This window comes from Dyella sp. 2YAF14 (assembly GCF_052114725.1).
GTDB lineage: Bacteria > Pseudomonadota > Gammaproteobacteria > Xanthomonadales > Rhodanobacteraceae > Dyella.
Window position 1 is genome coordinate 101,192 of the sequence record NZ_JBFRFH010000007.1, and the last position, 18,487, is coordinate 119,678.

Here is an 18,487-nt window from a genome sequence, read left to right on the forward strand (position 1 = left end):
AGAGAAAATTCATTGAGCGAAAGGTTGGCGTTAGTCATCACCCCCTCCTGCCTGTCGCCACGCCATACGCTGGCGTTCGTTATTGTAAGTTAGTAGACAGCAAATGCCCGGAAAGGCGCATTTGATCGTTCTTGTTCAGCTAAGCGTGGCTGTGACGGCTGTCTAAGCATTTGTTTTTTCTGAAACTTACACATGGCTGACAAAAATCGTTGACTTTTTGTGATCCAGTTGTCTAAGTTCGATGAAGGGCGGCAGGGGGGACCTGCGGTTTTGAGCTCGGTTCAGAGGCTGACGGAACTGTCTTCAGGACAGTGCCGCGGGGACCTGCACGCCTAAGCAAAGCCAGGACGACGCCTGGCTTGCCACCTTCTTTGATCACGTCGTTAGGGGAGTCAAAACGTGAAGCATTTTGGAAACAGCAAACTGGCAACCGCTATCCGGCTGGGCCTGGCCGTGGGTGCCCTGGCCGCCGCAGGCAGCGTATTCGCTCAGGACACCGGCAGCAGCAACGCCACGCCGGATTCGGCCAAGAAGCTCGAAACCATCACCGTCACCGGTTCGCGCATTCGCAGCGTGGACGTGGAAACCGCACAGCCCGTCATCACCATGACGCAGGCCGACATCCAGAAGACCGGCCTGACCAGCGTCGGCGACATCCTGCAGAACCTCACCATCACCGGCCAGCCGACCTTCTCCAAGGCCGCCGTGCTGACCAGCAACACCGAGGAAGGCGGCCAGTACGTCAACCTGTACAACCTCGGCGAGAACCGCACGCTGGTGCTGGTGAACGGCAAGCGCTGGATGACCAGCCTCAATGGCTACACCGACGTGTCCACCATTCCGGTGGCACTGATCGAACGCATCGAAATCCTCAAGGATGGTGCCTCTTCGATCTACGGCTCCGACGCTATCGCCGGCGTGGTCAACATCATTCTCAAGGATCGCTTCAACGGCGCTGCCGTGAGCGGTTCGGTCGGCCAGAACGAAGGCGGCAACAACGACGGCACGCAGCAGGCCTACTCGTTCACCGTGGGCACCACCACGGACAAGTCGTCGATCGTGTTTGCCGCGACGTACAACAAGACCAGCGCCATCTGGGCGAAGGATCGCGACTTCACCAAGTACACCTATGGTGATTTCGACCGCACGGCCGGTTACAGCGGTACGGGCCCGTGGGGTCGCTTCACCAACCCCAACGACGGCGACACCTATGTGCTGAACCACACGGGTGATCCGAACCACATCGGCGTGGGCGCCGACTCGCGCAACATAAACAACTACCATGATGGCGTGCAGGACAACGATTACTTCAACGCCACCAACCAGATGATGGAGCAGCTGCCGACCGAGCTGAAGTCCATCTTCACCGAAGGCAGCTACAACCTTTCGGACAACGTGACGTTCAAGGCCACCGGCATGTACGCCGAGCGCAATTCGTCGACTCAGGTCGCCGGTTATCCGCTCACCAGCACCAGCCAGCCGAACTTCCCGGTGTACCTGAGCGGCGAGAGCTATTACAACCCGCTGCCGGGCAACGACCTGTCGTACGCGCGCCGCATCACCGAGCTGCCGCGCGTGAGCAGCGAAAGCGCCAAGTCGCTGCATTTCGATGCCGGCTTTGAAGGCAGCTTCGACTTCCTCAGCCATGCCTGGAACTGGGACGCTGGCTTTGGCTACAACAAGTACGACGTCGACACCACCAACACCGGCAACATCAACCTGCTCAACCTGCAGCAGGCGCTGGGCCCGTCGTTCCTCAACGCCAGCGGCGTCGTGCAGTGCGGTACCGCCGCCAACCCGATCGCGCTCAACCAGTGCACGCCGTTCAACATCCTCGGCGGCCCGAGCGCGTCGAACAAGCAAGTGCTGAACTACATCATGGCGCGCGAGCACGCCACAGATCAGAGCATCAACAAGGACTTCACCGCCAACATCACGGGCGGTTTGTTCGAGCTGCCGGCCGGCACCTTCAGCATTGCAGCCGGTATCGAACATCGCGGCGTCAGCGGTTACGACCAGCCCGATGAAATGGCCAGCGCCGGTTACACCACCGACCTTGCCGCCGGTCCGACCAATGGTTCGTACACCACCAACGAAGCCTACCTCGAGCTCAATGCGCCGCTGTTGAAGGATCTCCCGGGCGCCAAGTCGCTGGCCGTGGACGTCGCCAGCCGCTATTCGCACTACAGCAACTTCGGCAGCACCACCAACAACAAGTACAGCTTCACCTGGTCGCCGTTCGATGACCTGATGGTGCGCGGCACGTTCGCCAAGGGCTTCCGTGCGCCGACGCTGGGCGACTTGTTCGGCGGCGGTTCGCAGACCTTCGATCAGTACACCGATCCCTGCGACGTCAACTTCGGCAGCCTCAGCAACCCGTCCGTGGCCAAGAACTGTGCGGCCGCCGGTCTGTCGCCGACCAACTTCCACCAGTTGGATACGGCAGGCAATGCGGTGAAGGGCCCGAATCAGCAGGGCACCACGCCGTTCGTGGCCGGCGCCGGCAACCAGTACCTGCAGCCGGAACACAGCACCACCCGCACGCTCGGCCTCGTGTACAGCCCGCACTATGTGGACGGCCTGGACATGACGCTGGACTACTACGACATCAAGATCACCAACGTCATCACGCCGATCGACGCCAACTACGTGTTGGACCAGTGCTATCAGTACTCGGTGCAGGAGTTCTGCTCGGCGTTCCAGCGTGATGCCAACGGCCAGGTGATCAACCTCAACCGCGGCAACGCCAACCTGGGCTGGATCGAGACCACCGGCTACAACATGGGCGTGAACTATCGCCTGCCCGCGTTCTCGTTCGGCAAGTTCGTGTTCAACATGAACGTGAATTACCTCGACGATTGGAACCAGGTCAGCGCCACCAATGCTCCGGTGGTCAACTACGCCGGCCAGTACGGTTACAACCACTGGCGCGCGAACCTGGGCCTGGACTGGAACCTGGGCAACTGGGGCGCTACCTGGGGTATTCGCTACTACGGCGCGTTCCTGGACCAGTGCTTCAGCGACACCATCCACTGCAACATGCCCAACTACACCAGCGTGAACTGGGGCTACGGCACCGGTGCCAACCGCATGGGCGCCACCGTGTTCAATGACGCGCAGGTCCGTTACACCCTGCCGTGGAAGGGCACGATCGCGTTCGGCATGCGTGACATCTTCGACAAGCACCCGCCGAACACCGTCAACGCCTATGTGCTGGGCTACAACTCGTCGGGCTCGGTCGATCCGACGCTGGACCTGGGTCGCTACATCTACCTGCAGTACAACCAGACGTTCTAAGCAACACGCAAACCTGTAACACCTCCCCGCAACACGTTGCCGGGGCTCCGCAAGGGGCCCCGGCCTTTTTTTGTGCGGGATGTGTGTGCGGCACCGAACAAGAGGCCTTGAAGCAGAGCCTCCCCCAGCCTCAGTCCATCAACCACCGCCGCGCCTGCTTGTCTGTGGGAGCGCACCCTGTGCGCGACAGCCACGCCGGGGTGTACCGCTCTGTAGGTTTGTCGCGCACAGGGTGCGCTCCCACAAAATGGCCGCCCATCACTCTCAATCTGCGACCCAAGGCGTGCGCACCCTTGTAGGAGCGCACTTGTGCGCGACAGCCACGCCGGGTGTACCGCTCTGTAGGTTTGTCGCGCACAGGGTGCGCTCCCACAAAGAAAAGGCCGCCCATCACTCTCAATCCGCGACCCAAGGCGTGCGCACCCTTGTAGGAGCGCACTTGTGCGCGACAGCAGGGCTGGGATGTACCGCTTCGTAGGCTGGTCGCGCACAAGTGCGCTCCTACAAAAGAACCACCCGGTCGGGCAACGACGAGCGTTGTCCGGCTCTTGATGCGGCTCTAGACCTTCGGGGTTCCCGTATGTCGTTGCCGGGGCTCTGCGAGAGGGCCCCGGCCTTTTTTGTGCAGGATGTGTCTGCGGCACCGAACAAGAGGCCTTGAAGCAGCGCCTCCCCCAGCATCCGTCCATCAATCACCGCCGTGCCTGCTTGTCTGTGGGAGCGCACCCTGTGCGCGACAGCCACGCCGGGGTGTACCGCTCTGTAGGTTTGTCGCGCACAGGGTGCGCTCCCACAAGAAAATCGCCGCCCATCACTCTCAATCTGCGACCCAAGGCGCGCGCACCCTTGTAGGAGCGCACTTGTGCGCGACCGCAGGGCTGGGATGTACCGCTTCGTAGGCTGGTCGCGCACAAGTGCGCTCCTACAAAAGAACTACCCGGTCCGGCAACGACGCGCGCTATTCGGCTCTTGATGCGGCTCCAGGCCCTCGGGGTCCCCGTATGACGCGGCGGGCGGGTGAAGGAATGGCCGCAACCCGTTCAAGCCCGCGGCCGCGTCTCCGGCATCGTCATCAACACCGGCAACACCGCCAGCGCGATGACCGCAATCATCACCCCCGGCACCGCCGCCCACCCCGTCATCTTGACCAGCAGCTCAGCCAGAAACGGCGTGATGCCGCCGAAGATCGCGGTGGCCACCGTGACGCCAAGCGCCAATCCACTTAGCCGTCCCTCACCCGGAAATTGCTCGGCCGTCGCCGACGCAGCCACGGCACTCACGCCACCAGCCACACAGGCCAGCACCACTGCAGCGATCACCACGTGCCACAACGAACCCTGCGCCATCAGCGCGAACATCGTCGAAGGCAGCGCCGCGCACAGCAAGGCGAGCACGACCAACACCGGCTTTCGGCCAAGGCGATCGGAAAGCGCTCCCGCCCAGGGCGTAACGAGAATGACGGCAACCGCCGCAACGGTCGACAACGCGAGAGACATGCCCTCGCCTATCGCACCCGTCGAACTCAGAAACGTCGGCACATAAGTGATGCCCACGTAATAGGTAATGGAGCCCAGCGCCGAAATCGCAAACGTCCTCGCAATGGCAGCTCGGTGATGCGCCAGCGTGTCGCGCACGGGCGACACAGGCACGGTGCCACGCGCCTTCTGCCGCTCGAAATCCGGCGACTCCTGCATGGCCGAGCGCGCGACCCAGATGCTCCCCGCCAACACCGCGCCGACGAAGAACGGAATGCGCCAACCCCATGCATCGAGATTCTCTCGACTCATCAAACCCACGGTAAGCGCGGATACGCCCACGGCGAGCAAGGCGCCAATTTCACTGGCTGCGGAAGCCAGCGATGTGATCAATCCCCGGTGATGCTTGTCCGCACCCTCGAGCAGATACGCGACCACGCCGGTGTACTCGCCGCCCACGGAGAACGCCATCAGGCAGCGCAACAGCAGCAACAGATAGCCGGCTGCCATGCCGATACGGTGGAAGTCCGGGAGCAGCGCCGTCGCCAGCATCGCCACCGTCATCAATGCCATCGACATCAGCAGCGTATGGCGCCGCCCCAGTTTGTCGCCAATGATGCCGAACACCAGCGCACCGAGCGGCCGCATCGCATAGGCAATGGCGAAGCCCGCCAGCGTCGCCAGCAACGAGTTGCCGCCACCGCCGAAGAACACGCGCGACAACACCGTGGCGAAATACAGATAGAGCGTGAAGTCGTACCACTCCACGATGGTGGATAGCGCGGCAATCACCATCGATGCACGTGTCATCGATACACCGCCCTGCCCGGCGCGTTTCATGGCCGCTCTCTGAAGCATCGTCACGTCCCATGCGGCGCTTGCGCGGCCGTCTCCCAGGTTCCATCGATCATGCGGCCTTCACATGCTTGGGCGAGGCCGGCGTGCCGTCAAACGATACCAGCAAGCGCTTTGGACGCGCCGACCGTGGCATTTGGAAAAGGCCATGCAGATCGGAAAGCGGCACGGGCGACATCGGAGGAGCATTTCATCCATGCACTGATCCACGTTGCATGAAGACATTCACTCATCCTTTCCGGAGGCACGACATGAACACCAAGGCACTGATCACGGGTATCGTTTTGGCCACCGCGCTGGCCCTGCCGTTCGCCAGCATGGCGCAGGAAGGCGGCCCGGTGGTCGACATCGGCTATCGCCACGGCAACCTGCGCAACGCCCAGCAGAATATCGTGCAGGCCTGGCAGCTGGTGAGCGACGCACAGATCGACAACGACGATCGGCTCGGTGGTCATGCCGCCCGCGCCAAGGCGCTGCTGACCCAGGCCGATGAAGAGCTGCGTCTGGCCGCCGATGCCGCCAATCGCAACCGCTGGTAAGGCGATGCGTTGCACCATGCACAACGCCCGCCTTCATGGCGGGCGCTTTGCCTGAGAACGATTTGCCTTGCCGAGAGTTCAGGCCCGTCGACGCTGTTCGCTGGCTACGCCTGGTTCGAACAGGCCATTCGCCTCGCCCACCGAAAGCATGTGATCGCCCATGGTGTCGTAGCGACCTTCGACCAGCGCTTCCCGCGCGATGCGGGCCAGATGCGACAGCACCGCCTGCATGGTGCCGCAGCCCAGGCTGATGCGACGCACGCCCAGCTCACGCAAAGTCGCCGCGTCCGGCGCACCGGGATATCCCACATAAACATTCAGGGGCACCGGCAGCAGCTCGGCGAGGCGCCGGATTTCATCGGCATCGGCGAGACCGGGAACGAAGATGCCGTTCGCGCCAGCGCTGACATACGCCAGCGCCCGCTTGAGGGTTTCCTCAAAGCGCGCCTCGCCCGACAACTCCTTGCTCAGATAGGTATCGGTACGCGCGTTGATGAACAGCGCGATGCCGCGATGCTCCGCCACGGCGCGAATGCAGGCGATGCGCTGCGCCAGCAGACGCGAATCGGCCAGTTGGCCGGTGGCCGGATCCTTGCCATCCTCGATATTGATGCCGACGACACCCAGCTGCATCAAGGCACCGACCAGGCCGCCGGTTTCCTCGGCATCAACGCCATAACCGCGTTCGATATCGATGCTCAAGGGCACCGAGACTGCCTCGGCGATGCGGCGACAGGCCGCCAGCAGCTCGTCCAGCGGCATCTGTTCGCCATCGGGGTAACCCAGCGCCCACGCCATCGCGGCGCTGCTGGTGGCGACGGCCTTGGCACCGGCGTGCTCGATCACGCGGGCACTGGCGACGTCCCAGGCGTTGGGCAATATCAGTGGTTCGGCGCCGGCGTGGAGCTGGTGGAAGGCCTGGGCCTGGGTGGCCTGATCGTGGTTCATGGTGGTGACCTGGGGACGCCCGCCATCGGGCCTGACCAGGAGACCATTCGCCGCGCGGGCCCGCTGTCAGAATCTTTAGCTACCGACCCTTGGCACAGGATGGGCACGCGGGGCCTTGTTATGCTCGCAGCACCTCCGGACGAGTGCAGCCGGCCCGATCATGTCGAGTTTCTCCAGCCAGGTTCTGCTGTCGACGGAAACGTTGACGCTGCGCGACGTGCACTGCAGCGGCACCTGCCGCCATCGCAGCGCGGAAGAATGTGCCGCCTCGACCCAGCTGGTGTTTCCCTATCGCGGGTTGTACCTGCGCCACGTGGCCTCCGACCAGACCGTGGCCGACGCCAATCACGTGTTGTTCTTCAATGCGCAGCAGGGCTATCAGGTGAGTCATCCGCTGCAGGGCGGCGATGCTTGTTTATCGCTGCGCCTGTCGGACGCGCTGCTTGCCGAGCTGGCGCCCAAGGCGCTGGTGCAGACCGGCGAAGACACGATCTTCCGCGCCCAGTCGCAGCGCATCGATGCTCGTGCGCAAGCGCTGGTGGCGCTGCTGCGTCACAACCTCGAACACGACAGCATCGAGCCGCTGGAAGCCGAGGCGCTCGCGCTCACCCTGGTATGCCGCAGCCTGGGACCGCGCACCTCGCGCACGCCGACATCCACGCACGCCCGTCGTCGCCTCGCCGATCGCGTGAAGATGCTGCTGGCCAGCGACTTGTCGCGTCGCTGGACGCTGGCCGAGATCGGCGAGGAAATCGGCGGCTCGCCGGTTTACCTGACGCAAGTGTTCAAGCAGGTCGAAGGCATGCCGCTCTATCGCTATCAGCTGCAACTTCGGTTGGCGCGCGCGCTCGATCGGCTGGGCAAGGTGGATGATCTCTCGGCCCTTGCGGCGGAACTGGGATTCTCAAGTCACAGTCATTTCACCAACGCGTTCCGCCAGGCTTATGGCCGCTCGCCTAACGAGTTTCGCCAGGCGTCGCGCGGTCCCGCCTGATCGTCAGTCGTCGATGGGCACGTGCAGGTGCACGCCCAGCGCGTAGCCGCCCACGAGTCCGGCCGCGATCGCGACCAAGGTGGTCATCCACACGAGGGGATCGGAAAGCAGCAGGTGGATTTTCCACTCGGCGGAGAACGCCATGGAAATCAGCGTGACGATGGCGCAGATGATGCCGCCCGCCCGTGCCCAGGCGCGACAGGCGCGTTCGCTGCGTGCGTCCACAGGGCGGGCAAGGTACGTGGAAGACGGGTTCGGGGACATGGACAGACTGCGCGTGAGTGAGTCTGCGCAGCTTAGGTATGCCCATCGCCGGGAAATATGGGACGAATCCTAAAAATCGCGCCCGGCATCTCGCGTCACCACCAACGGCTAAAGAATTCGACAGCGTAGGAGAACGGGCGCGTGGTCTTCTGGGTGAACCCAATCTCGGGTGACATCCGGAGACGTGCCATGAGTGAGAGGACCTGCGCCGCGTGCGATTACCCGCTGGACGACAACGCCATCAAGGTGACCGTCGGCCATCGCGTGGTGGAAGTGTGTTGCGAGGAGTGCGCGGAGAAATTGCGCGAAGCCCAATCCCGCGCGACCGGCTGATGTCTGGTCACGTGCATCCAGTGCGATGCGCGTGTCGCGTGCCGCCTACCCGGCATCCACAAATCGCTGCCGGGTACGCGGCATTCCTTTGAAAAATCCTGCGGAAAACGTAGTTATTTGCGTTTAAACCATAGCCTCGACAACGGGCACTTACGGCGCAAAACAAATGAAAGTGATTCTCAGTTACTGCCTGCTGAGCCTCACTCGCCGCCGAGGGAACCCATGCCACATATCCAGGATCGCCGCTTTTCCCCTGCCGTGCGTCCGCTGCGGCACTCGCGCCTAAGTCATGGCGTCCATCTCGCCCTGCTCACCGGCGTCGCGCTGTTTGCCTCCACGGCATGGGCGCAGGAGGCCGTGACTCTCACGCCCGTCTCGGTGCATGGCGTCTACGACCAGAGCGACCGCACCAATAAACCCGGTCTCGCGCCCTCGCTGGGCAAGACCGGCACCCGTATCGAGGACCTGCCCGCCAGCGTGCAGGTGATTCCACGCGCCCTGATGGCCGAGCAAGGCGCGACCATGTTGCGCGACGTGGTCGCCAACGCCAGCGGCGTCAATGCCGGTGGGCAGGATTCGAAGGGCTACTTCGATCACTTCCTGATCCGCGGCCTCAACGCGCAGATCTACAGCGATGGCTTCTCCGATGGCGATCAACTCAGCGGGCTGTCGCACTCGCTCAACGGCGTGGAGCGGGTGGAGATTCTCGAAGGCCCGGGCTCGGCGCTGTTCGGCAGCGGTCCGCCGGGCGGCACCATCAACATCGTGCATTACGCACCTGCCGCCACGTTCCACTACGGCGGCAGCCTGCAGTACGGCTCGTTCGGCTCGATCACCAACAGCGATTACGTCACCGGCCCTACCGGCGTGGCCGGTCTGGATTATCGCGTCGACGCGACGTTCTCGCATGTGGACGGCTTTCGCGACCTGCACAGCCACGACTACGAGGTGCGCCCCTCCCTGCGCTGGCTGTGGGGCAATCACATCACCGACGTTGCGCTGGATGCGCGCAACATCCATGAAACGCCCGACTCGTACGGCATCATTTACTTCGACGGCCAGCCACTGCGGCATGTGTCGATCAATGCGCTGTATTCCTCGCCCTTCACCAGCGCGCATTCGGATTTCGTGCGGCCCACGCTGTCCGACGAGTGGGCGGTGAGCAATGTGCTGACGATCAACAATCGCCTCTCCTACCTTCACCGCACGCTGGATGCCGTAGTGAACGGCGACAGCGCCAGCACCAGGGTGACCAACGGCGAAGTGGTGAATCGCCAGCTGCGGCAGCAGGATGACGCCGACGACAGCGTCGACTACCAGTTTGAACCCGTCTGGCGATTCGCCACCGGCGATGTGCACCACACCTTGCTCACCGGCTTTGAATATCAGAACCAGCGCCTGTCCACGGAACGCAGCACCGCCGACCTGCCCAACATCGTCGACGCATTCGCGCCGGTGCCGCCGGAAACCTCGCTCGCCGACGTGACGTTCAAATGCGACGCCAAGCACTCCTGTGACGACGACCGTCTGCGTGCGAACTACTACGGCGTCTACGCCACCGACCAGGTCGACGTCACCGATGCGTTCAAGCTGCGCGCCGGTGTGCGCCAGGACTGGTGGGACACCTCGCTTAGGCCCCGCATCACCGTCCCCGGCCGGTTCGGCACCGATGACAAGCCACTGCTCGCCGGCGTGGAAGACTCCTGCAACGATGCGCCACTGAGCTGGAATATCGGCGCCCTTTACAAGCTGTTCTCGTGGATGTCGCCCTATGTCGGCGTCTCGCGCAGCCATCAGGCCAACTTCAATTCGGAGAACACGCAGAACGGCGTGGGCGCGCCGGAATCCGCGCTGCAATACGAGGCGGGCATCAAGTTCGCCTGGCTCGACGACCGGATCGTGCTGAACACCGCGGCGTTCGACGTGAAGCGCGACCACGTGGCGGCCGCTACGACTCTCAATGGCGTGGAAGCGGTGGTATTCGACAGCCAGAAGACGCGCGGCGCGGAAGCGTCCATCGATACCGCCCTCACCGACCAGTGGCATCTACTGGCCAATGTCACCAGTCAGGACGCTACCATCACGGACAATCCGCAGGGCATCACCTCGGTGGGACATCGTCCGCAGGGTGCGCCGAATTTCCTTGGCAACCTGTGGACCACCTATCGCTTTCCCATCGCGGGCATGCCCGGCTTCCGCATCGGTGGTGGCGTGAACTACCAGGACAAGAGTTATAGCGATATCACCAACACCAACAGCATCCCGTCCTCCGTCGTGTGGAACGGGTTGCTCGGCTATCAGGCATCGGTATGGGGCGTGGATGTGAACTTGCGCAACCTCACCAACCGACGCTATTTCGTGGCGGCGAATGGTGCAGGCGCACTCGTGGGCGAATCGCGCAGTGCGTTTGTGAGCGTGCACGCGGATCTGTAATTGACACGCATGGGAGTTCGCGGGACTGTCCCGGCGAGTGCCTCTAACGGCGGACGTCGAACGACTCGCCGGCCATGAACTGGCGGATATCGCTTTCGCCAAGCAGATTGACGTCGCCCGACACCGAGTGCTTGAGGCAGAAAGCGGCGAAGGCGAATTCCAGGGCGTCGCGCTCGGTAGCCCCAGACAGCAGACCGTGCAGGAAACCTGCCGTAAACGCGTCACCCGTGCCAATGCGGTCGACGATGCCCGGCAGCGCGCACCATCGCGTGTGCATGATGCCATCGCGCGTTGCGCAAAGACCACGCACGTCCTGTTGATCCGCACTGTGATGAAGGCGCTCCGTGGCGATCATCCAGCGCAGCCGCGGCCACGTCGCGAAGGCAAGCTCGGCGGCGGCCGCAAAACGCTGGCTGGCATCTTCCTGGGTGAAGGTGGCGCCGAGCATCAGTGCGATATCGCGATCGTTGCCGATCAGCACGTCAGCCTCGGCAGCCATCTTGCTCGTGAGTGATGGGGCATCGCCTGCCCGGTCGCCCCAGAGCTTGCTGCGGTAATTGCAGTCGAACGACACGGGAATATCGCCATCGCGTGCCGCCTTCACCGCGGCCCGTGCTGCTGCAGACGTGGCCTCACCCAAGGCCAGGTTGATCCCGGACACATGCAGCCACTTCGCTCCCGCCAACTGGGATGACCAGTCGTAGGCATCGCCGCGGGTCAACGCAAACGCAGAGTCGGCGCGATCGTAAAGGACATCGGCGGGACGATGCATCGCTCCCGGCGAAAGGAAATACAGCCCCATGCGACCATCGGCATACCGAATGGCCGGCTGCACGCCCAGGCGTTTGAGCTCGCCGGCGCAGGCGCGGCCCAAAGCGTTGTCAGGCAGGGTGCTGACCATCACGCTGCGATGGCCGAGGATGGCCAGCGATGCCGCCACATTTGCTTCGGCGCCACCAAAATGCACGCGCAGATTCGGCGACTGCAGCAAGAGTTCGTTATGAGCCGGCGAAAGGCGCATCAGCAGTTCGCCAAAGCACACCACGTTGCCGTCACTGATGGGATTCATCGCCTGGTTGCACTCCACCTTTGTCGCCGACCGGAGGATAGCGCGAACCATCGCTCAGCCGCGGCGTCCGTGCCGCTGTTCCGGCTACCCGCGATGCGCCTCACCTGGGAAGCGCATCGCGGGACGTCTTGATTACTGGAACTTGTAGGTGGCGCGGATACCGAAGTAGCGCTCGAAATCGCGCGGCAGATAGGACTGCACCGCCAGCATATTGTTGTAGTTGCTGGTGGAGTTGGTCAGGTTCGAGTAGTAGTGCTTGTTGAACGCGTTGTTGACGAAGCCCACCACTTCCCAACGATCGGCCTCCTGGCGCACACCGATGTCGAAGTTGGCCACGCCATAAGCACCTTGCACGGTCAGCGGATCCTGGCTGAGCGAGTAATTGACGGCGCTCTGGAACGTATACGAGCCATCGATCACACCGAGCAGGCCGGTCGAACCCAGCGGATGGGTGTAGTTGAAGTTGGCGGCAAACTTCCACTTCGGCGCGAGCGGGGGGCGCGCGCCGGCCAGGTTCTGGCTCTTCACCGCCGTACCCGTGCAGCCCTGTGCCAGGGTCTGGTTGGGATAGCACTGGGCGAACGGGAACTCGGTGATCTTGGCGTCGAGATAAGTGACCGAGGCGCCAAGGGTCAGGTCCTCGTTCACGTGATAGCCGCTTTCCAGCTCGATACCGCGCGTATGCAGCTTGCCGACGTTGGCCAGACGGTAGTTGGTGGTGCCGTCGGACAGCGTCTCGATACCCTGTGCCTGGAAGTTCTTGTAGTGGGTATCGAACAACGTGGTGTTCAAGGTCACGTGTCGATCGAGGAACTGCATGCGCGAGCCGAGCTCGTAATCAGTCGAGGTCTCCGGCTTCACCGGACCACCGGCAGCACGCACCGCGTTGAAGCCCGTCGACAGATCGTAGGTCTCACCCTTGTGGCCCGAGGCCGTGGTGAAGTACAGCATGATGTCGTCGTTGATCTGCTGCTGCACGCCGACCTTGTAGGTGCCGAAGGTGTCGCCGTTGCTGCCGTTGAAGGCCTTCTTGGCGATGTAGTCGTTGAAGGTGTAGCCGATCTTTTCGTAGCTTTCGCGACCACCGAGGATCAACGTGGTATCCGGCAGCACGTCATATTCGACCTGGCCAAAGGCGGCGTACTGCTTGGAGTACGAGGTCGCATACCAGGAAGCTAGCGAGTAATACGGACCGCGGCCGAAGTTGCGGCTGTAGTTCACATCCGCGTAGAACAGGCCCAGGGTGTAGCGGAAGCGATCATCGCCCGGCGACAGCAGGCGGAATTCCTGCGTGGTCTGATGCGAGGCAAACGTGCCGAACTGACGGTTGTCAAGCTGCTTGAGCGCCGATTCGTCCTGATCCAGGCGATCGAACATCTTGTAGCTGTCCAGCGAGGTGATCGACATGAGCGTCGGACCACCGAAGTCGTAGGAGACCTTCACCGAACCGGCCGTATCCGTGTAATCGGTGCCCGTCGTGTAGTTGTTCACGACATTGGTGTTGTCCGGATAGGCCGTGACGCCCGGCGCAAACACCGGCGGCGCATAGACGCCGCGCAGATAGGCGGTGGGGCCCAGCGCAATGAACGGGCGTCCGGTGGTGGTGTGGCCATCGATGTAATCGAAGCCAAACGTGACGTTCAACGCCTCGGTCGGATCCCACACCAGCTTGTTGCGCGTGGACAGCGTGCGACGACCATTGACGTCGTTGCCGTTGTACAGGTTGGTCACGTTGCCGCCGAAATTGTCGTAATTCCAGCTGCTGCGGAAACCGAGGTTAGACGTGATGGGACCGGAGAACACCGCCGTGCCGCCGGCCTCGCCGTCACCCGTGGCCAGCGCGCTGACTTCGGCCGTGAGCGTGTCCGAGGGCGGCAGGGTGGTGATGTTGATCAGGCCCGCCGAGGCGGACTTGCCATACAGCGTGCTCTGCGGGCCGCGCAGCACTTCGATCTGTGCGATGTCCGACAGATCGGTAAAGGCGCGCGGCTGGAAGGCGATCGGAACATCGTCCACCACGACCGCCACGCTGGGCTCGACGCCAATGGAGAACGCAAAGGTGCCCACGCCGCGGATGGTCAGCGATGCGTTGACGGGATTCTCGGCCGGCTTGATGACCAGCGACGGCGCGACGCGATTGAGGTCGTTGAAGTCGCGAACGGCAAACGCTTCGAGCTGATCGGCATTGACCACCGCCACTGCCACGGGAACCTTCTGCAGGTTCTCCGTGCGCTTCTCCGCCGTCACCGTCACGGCTTGCAGATCCTTGGTAGGCGCTGGCGTGGTGGTGTTCTTGGCGGTCGTGTCGCCCGACTGCGCCTGAGCGGGCGCGTCGTTGTCAGCCGCCACCGCCGGGGTGTTCATGAGCACATAACCGGCTAGTACGGCTCCCACCCACTGGCTTAAAACCTTGCGCTTCATAAATTGGCCTCTCCCCATACGGCCTTATTGGTCAGACCAATACTGCCTGTCAATGGAGACACCGTCAACCAATCCGGTTATGCAGATTTGGTATTTAGCGGCAACTTTTAAAATGTCAGCGCAGTCTTGTGCGTCGCGACAAAACCATAGTCAAAACAGATGTTTCGCTTTCGCCGCGATTATCGTCGGATAGCAAAGGGAGCGAGCCTGACAAACCACTTGCAATGCTGCGCGGCAGCAATTGCAAATAAATTGGTCAATCTGCTTTCAGCATCCGGGTGATGGCCTGCCGCTCTTCTTCGGAACACACCCAAGAGCCAGCAAAGACACCTCGCGCACCGAACAGAGCGGCCACGATGCCGCCCCTGCCCTCGCTCATCCACAGCGCCGCGAGCTGCTCCGCCATCGGATCGTCGACGGCATGACCCACACCACGCACGAAGTCGACCCAGGCGGCCAGCGCCTCCAGCAGCGCCGGACAGGTCTGGCCCTGCCGGCTGTGCCAGCTCAAGGTGTCCAGCCAGCGCTGGGGGATCTTCTGCGAACCGTCCATGGCGATCTGGCGCAGGCGATGCGGCAGCCCGGCATTGGTGAAGCGCTCGATCAAGGCATCGGCGTAGCGCATCAAGTCCATCGCCACCGAAGGCAGCGTGGGCGCCGCCTCCTGCCGCATGAGGCGATCGATCAGCGGCGCGATGGCAGCGTCAGCGATGGCCTGATGGACGAATTCGTGGCCGCGTGCCAGCCCAAGATAAGCCAGCGCGGAATGCGCGCCGTTGAGCATTCTGAGCTTGGCGGCCTCGTAGGCACGCACGTCGGTGACGAACTGCACGCCGCCGGTTTCCCAGCGCGGCCGCGGACCGGCGAAGCGATCCTCGATCACCCACTGGCGAAAATGTTCGGTGACCACGGCGCCTTCGTCGCGCATGCCGATGTCATCGGCGACAGCGTTCTTGTCCGCATCGGTCACCAGCGGCACGATGCGATCGACCATGCTCGACGGGCAGGCGCATTCACGGCGGAACCAGCGTGCGGTTTTCGCGTCGGTGGCATCGAGGTATTCGCCGAGCGCGGCCGCGAGCCGCTCACCATTGCCCGGCAGGTTGTCGCAGCTGACCAGGCTCAAGCCGCCCACGCCCGCAACGCGACGCTGCATCATTGCCTTGCCGAGATAGTCGTAGATGGAACCATCGCCAAGGGATACGTAGCCCTTCTCGGTCACCGTCAGCGTCACAACGTGCACGTCCGGCGAGGCCAGCGCACTAACCAGCGCGCCAGGGTCTTGCGATGCGACCAGCACGCGGCGCACCGCACCGATCAAGCGCGGCGTGTTGGCGGCAGGCCCGCGCTCTGAGAGCGTGTACAAACCGTCCTGCGGCGCCAATAGCGCATTCACGTCGGGCGAGCGCAGCGAGACCCCGGTGATCGCCCAGTCGCGATCACCGGCATTCATCGCATCATCGGTATAGACCGCCTGGTGGGCGCGATGGAATGCGCCGATGCCCAGATGCACTAGGCCACAGGCTTGCGCGTCACGCGCATAGTCGGGGCGACGGACGCGCGACGACAACAGGGCCTCGGTCGCCCGCGACAGCCGGGTGCTCACAAGCGATAGGCCCGCTTGGCGAGCGGGCCCGCCAGTTCCACCGCGAGCTCGGCCGCTTCCCAGTCTTCGAGGCGATGCTCGACGACAAGTTCGGCGAGGTAGCCGCAATCGATACGGCGCGCCAGATCATGTCGTGCAGGAATCGACAGGAAGGCTCGCGTGTCGTCGTTGAAACCGACGGTGTTGTAGAACCCCGCCGTCTCGGTCGTCGCCCTGCGGAAGCGACGCATGCCTTCGGGACTATCGTGGAACCACCACGCAGGACCCAGTCGCAATGCCGGGTAGTGGCCTGCCAGGGGCGCCAGCTCGCGCGCATAGGTCGACTCATCGAGGGTGAACACGATGATGGTCAGCGACGGCTCGTTGCCGTAGCGCGCCAGCAAGGGCTGCAGCGCGCGCACGTACTCGGTACGCAGCGGAATATCAGCGCCCTTGTCGCGGCCGAAGCGCGCAAACAGCGAGGGATTGTGGTTGCGGAAGCTGCCAGGATGAATCTGCATCACCAGACCATCCTCGAGACTCATGCCCGCCATGACGGTGAGCATCTGCGCGCGGAACAACTCCGCATCGGCTGGCGTCGGCTGTCCGCGCGTGACCCGCGCAAACAACGCGGCGGCCTCGGCATCGGAAAGATCGGCCGTCGCGGCGGTGGGATGCCCGTGATCGGTGGACGTGGCGCCCATCGATGCAAAGAACGCACGCCGCTGCCGCAGCGCCGCGAGATAACCCGTCCAGCTGCGGGCGTCTTCGCCGGTCAGCTGCGAAAGCCGATCCAGATTCGGCAGAAAGCCTTCAAACTCTGGATCGATCACCGGGTCCGGCCGGAAGGCCGTGATCACCCGGCCCTGCCAACCGCTGGCACGAATGGCCGCGTGATGCTGCAGCGAGTCGAGCGGTGATTCGGTGGTAGCCAGCACGTCGATGTTGAAGCGCTCGAACAAGGCGCGCGGCCGGAACGCCGGTGTAGCGAGCTGCTCGGCGATGCGGTCGAAATACACATCGGCCGTGCTGCCATCCAGACGTTGCTGCATGCCGAACACTTCGGCGAACACCCAGTCCAGCCAGGTGCGCGACGGCGTTCCGCGAAACAAGTGGTAGTGCTCGGCCAGGAGGCGCCATGCAGCGCGCGAATCGACCGGCGCCGACTTCTCGCCACGCGGACGCACACCCAAGGCCTCGAGCGGCACACCCTGGCTATAGAGCATGCGCAGCACATAGTGATCCGGCGTCAGCAGCAGGCTGGTCGCGTCAGCAAACGGCTCGTTGTCGGCAAACCACTGCGGGTCCGTGTGGCCATGCGGACTGACGATGGGCAGCTTTTCCACCAGCGCATAGAGCTGCTGGCAGATTGCGCGAGCGGCGGGATCGGCAGGAAAGAACCGGTCCGGATGGACCACCAGGGGATGCGCCATGCGTGAACTCAATCAGATCGAAGCGACGTTGCCGAAACGGCGACGCGTGGAAGCAACCGCCTCGCGCGCCTTGGCGAGGGCCTGCTCTTCGGTGGCGAACAGCAGATGATCGATCACGGCGGCCAGATGCGCGCGCATCGCGGCGCGCGCCTTGGCGGGATCGCGCGTGCGCAAGGCCTCGACGATGACACTGTGCTCCTCCACCACAGGGCGCACCTTGGCGGCACGCGCCTTGGCGTGCAGCAGGGCGCATTCGGGCGAGGTGGAACGCAGCCGCCACAGCTCTTCGATGGCGTTGACGATGGCGAGGTTGCGGGTGGAGCGGGCGATCAGCATGTGGAAGTCGCGATCGGCGTTCTCGCTCACGCTGCGGCGCTGGTTTTCATCGGAGATCTGCCGCACCAGGGCTTCCAGCTCGTCGAGCTCGGCGTCGGTGATATTGGTGGCCGCGAGCGCCGCGCTCTCACCCTCAAACAACAGGCGGGCCTCGGTAAGCTCGAACGCCGTGACATTGAAACCCGGCCTGTCGTCGATGCCCGGCAGCCGGCGCACGTAAGCGCCCGAACCCACCCGCACATCGATCAGACCCTGCACTTCCAGCGCGATCATCGCCTCGCGAACAGCCGGGCGACTTACGTCGTGCTCGACGGCCAGTTCCCGTTCGGCCGGCAGGCGGTCGCCAACCGCGTACTTGCCGTTGGCCAATTCCTGGAACAACCGGTGCGCGACGCGCTGATAGAGCCTGCCATTACTGGCCTGCGTCTCGGCCGAATCTCCGGCGACGGCTTTCTTGGCCTTCTTGGTAGGGGTCATGGCGCTGTGTTTTCCAAAGTAGTAAGAC

General features: G+C 63.3%; 13 protein-coding genes. 5 read left to right on the forward strand and 8 right to left on the reverse strand.

Annotation, left to right across the window (positions count from 1 at the left end; all coding sequences use genetic code 11):
• Positions 1–399: 399 nt before the first annotated feature.
• On the forward strand, positions 400–3,297 hold the full coding sequence (locus tag AB4Y82_RS12630) for a TonB-dependent receptor plug domain-containing protein (RefSeq protein WP_441602118.1): 2,898 nt from the start codon (positions 400–402) through the stop codon (positions 3,295–3,297).
• A gap of 1,040 nt (positions 3,298–4,337) precedes the next feature.
• Here the strand turns inward: AB4Y82_RS12630 and AB4Y82_RS12635 are convergent.
• Positions 4,338–5,612 (reverse strand): MFS transporter, encoded by a 1,275-nt coding sequence (locus AB4Y82_RS12635; protein WP_441611343.1) that lies wholly within the window; start codon positions 5,610–5,612, stop codon positions 4,338–4,340.
• A gap of 266 nt (positions 5,613–5,878) precedes the next feature.
• On the opposite strand from AB4Y82_RS12635, the gene AB4Y82_RS12640 reads away from it, so the two are divergent.
• Positions 5,879–6,166, forward strand: a complete 288-nt coding sequence (locus AB4Y82_RS12640; RefSeq protein ID WP_441602116.1) for a hypothetical protein — start codon at positions 5,879–5,881, stop codon at positions 6,164–6,166.
• A 78-nt stretch (positions 6,167–6,244) separates the two neighbouring features.
• Here the strand turns inward: AB4Y82_RS12640 and AB4Y82_RS12645 are convergent, their stop codons facing one another.
• Positions 6,245–7,114, reverse strand: coding sequence for an isocitrate lyase/PEP mutase family protein (locus AB4Y82_RS12645; protein ID WP_441602115.1), 870 nt, complete (start codon positions 7,112–7,114; stop codon positions 6,245–6,247).
• A gap of 160 nt (positions 7,115–7,274) precedes the next feature.
• On the opposite strand from AB4Y82_RS12645, the gene AB4Y82_RS12650 reads away from it, so the two are divergent.
• Positions 7,275–8,108 (forward strand): helix-turn-helix transcriptional regulator, encoded by an 834-nt coding sequence (locus tag AB4Y82_RS12650; RefSeq protein ID WP_441602114.1) that lies wholly within the window; start codon positions 7,275–7,277, stop codon positions 8,106–8,108.
• 3 nt (positions 8,109–8,111) lie between these two features.
• Here AB4Y82_RS12650 and AB4Y82_RS12655 read toward each other — a convergent pair whose 3' ends face one another.
• The gene (locus AB4Y82_RS12655; RefSeq protein ID WP_441602113.1) at positions 8,112–8,372 is read right to left on the reverse strand and encodes a hypothetical protein; all 261 of its coding nucleotides are present in this window, start codon (positions 8,370–8,372) and stop codon (positions 8,112–8,114) included.
• 189 nt (positions 8,373–8,561) lie between these two features.
• Here AB4Y82_RS12655 and AB4Y82_RS12660 point away from each other — a divergent pair, with 189 nt between their 5' ends.
• Together AB4Y82_RS12660 and AB4Y82_RS12665 are read left to right on the forward strand one after the other, a co-directional pair.
• The gene (locus tag AB4Y82_RS12660) at positions 8,562–8,705 is read left to right on the forward strand and encodes a hypothetical protein (RefSeq protein ID WP_441602112.1); all 144 of its coding nucleotides are present in this window, start codon (positions 8,562–8,564) and stop codon (positions 8,703–8,705) included.
• 222 nt (positions 8,706–8,927) lie between these two features.
• Positions 8,928–11,138 carry a TonB-dependent receptor gene (locus tag AB4Y82_RS12665; protein ID WP_441611345.1) on the forward strand — a complete coding sequence of 737 codons (2,211 nt, stop codon included), beginning with the start codon at positions 8,928–8,930 and terminating at the stop codon, positions 11,136–11,138.
• Positions 11,139–11,181: 43 nt separating this feature from the next.
• Here AB4Y82_RS12665 and AB4Y82_RS12670 read toward each other — a convergent pair whose 3' ends face one another.
• From AB4Y82_RS12670 to AB4Y82_RS12690, 5 genes are all read right to left on the reverse strand, one after another.
• Positions 11,182–12,207, reverse strand: coding sequence for a PfkB family carbohydrate kinase (locus AB4Y82_RS12670; RefSeq protein ID WP_441602110.1), 1,026 nt, complete (start codon positions 12,205–12,207; stop codon positions 11,182–11,184).
• A 132-nt stretch (positions 12,208–12,339) separates the two neighbouring features.
• Positions 12,340–14,628 (reverse strand): TonB-dependent receptor, encoded by a 2,289-nt coding sequence (locus AB4Y82_RS12675; protein WP_441602109.1) that lies wholly within the window; start codon positions 14,626–14,628, stop codon positions 12,340–12,342.
• A gap of 256 nt (positions 14,629–14,884) precedes the next feature.
• The gene (locus tag AB4Y82_RS12680) at positions 14,885–16,198 is read right to left on the reverse strand and encodes a mannitol dehydrogenase family protein (protein ID WP_441602108.1); all 1,314 of its coding nucleotides are present in this window, start codon (positions 16,196–16,198) and stop codon (positions 14,885–14,887) included.
• A gap of 32 nt (positions 16,199–16,230) precedes the next feature.
• Positions 16,231–17,646 carry a glucuronate isomerase gene (gene uxaC / locus AB4Y82_RS12685; RefSeq protein ID WP_441602107.1) on the reverse strand — a complete coding sequence of 472 codons (1,416 nt, stop codon included), beginning with the start codon at positions 17,644–17,646 and terminating at the stop codon, positions 16,231–16,233.
• Between the two features lie 12 nt (positions 17,647–17,658).
• Positions 17,659–18,459, reverse strand: a complete 801-nt coding sequence (locus tag AB4Y82_RS12690; RefSeq protein ID WP_441602106.1) for a FadR/GntR family transcriptional regulator — start codon at positions 18,457–18,459, stop codon at positions 17,659–17,661.
• Between the last annotated feature and the right edge of the window lie 28 nt (positions 18,460–18,487).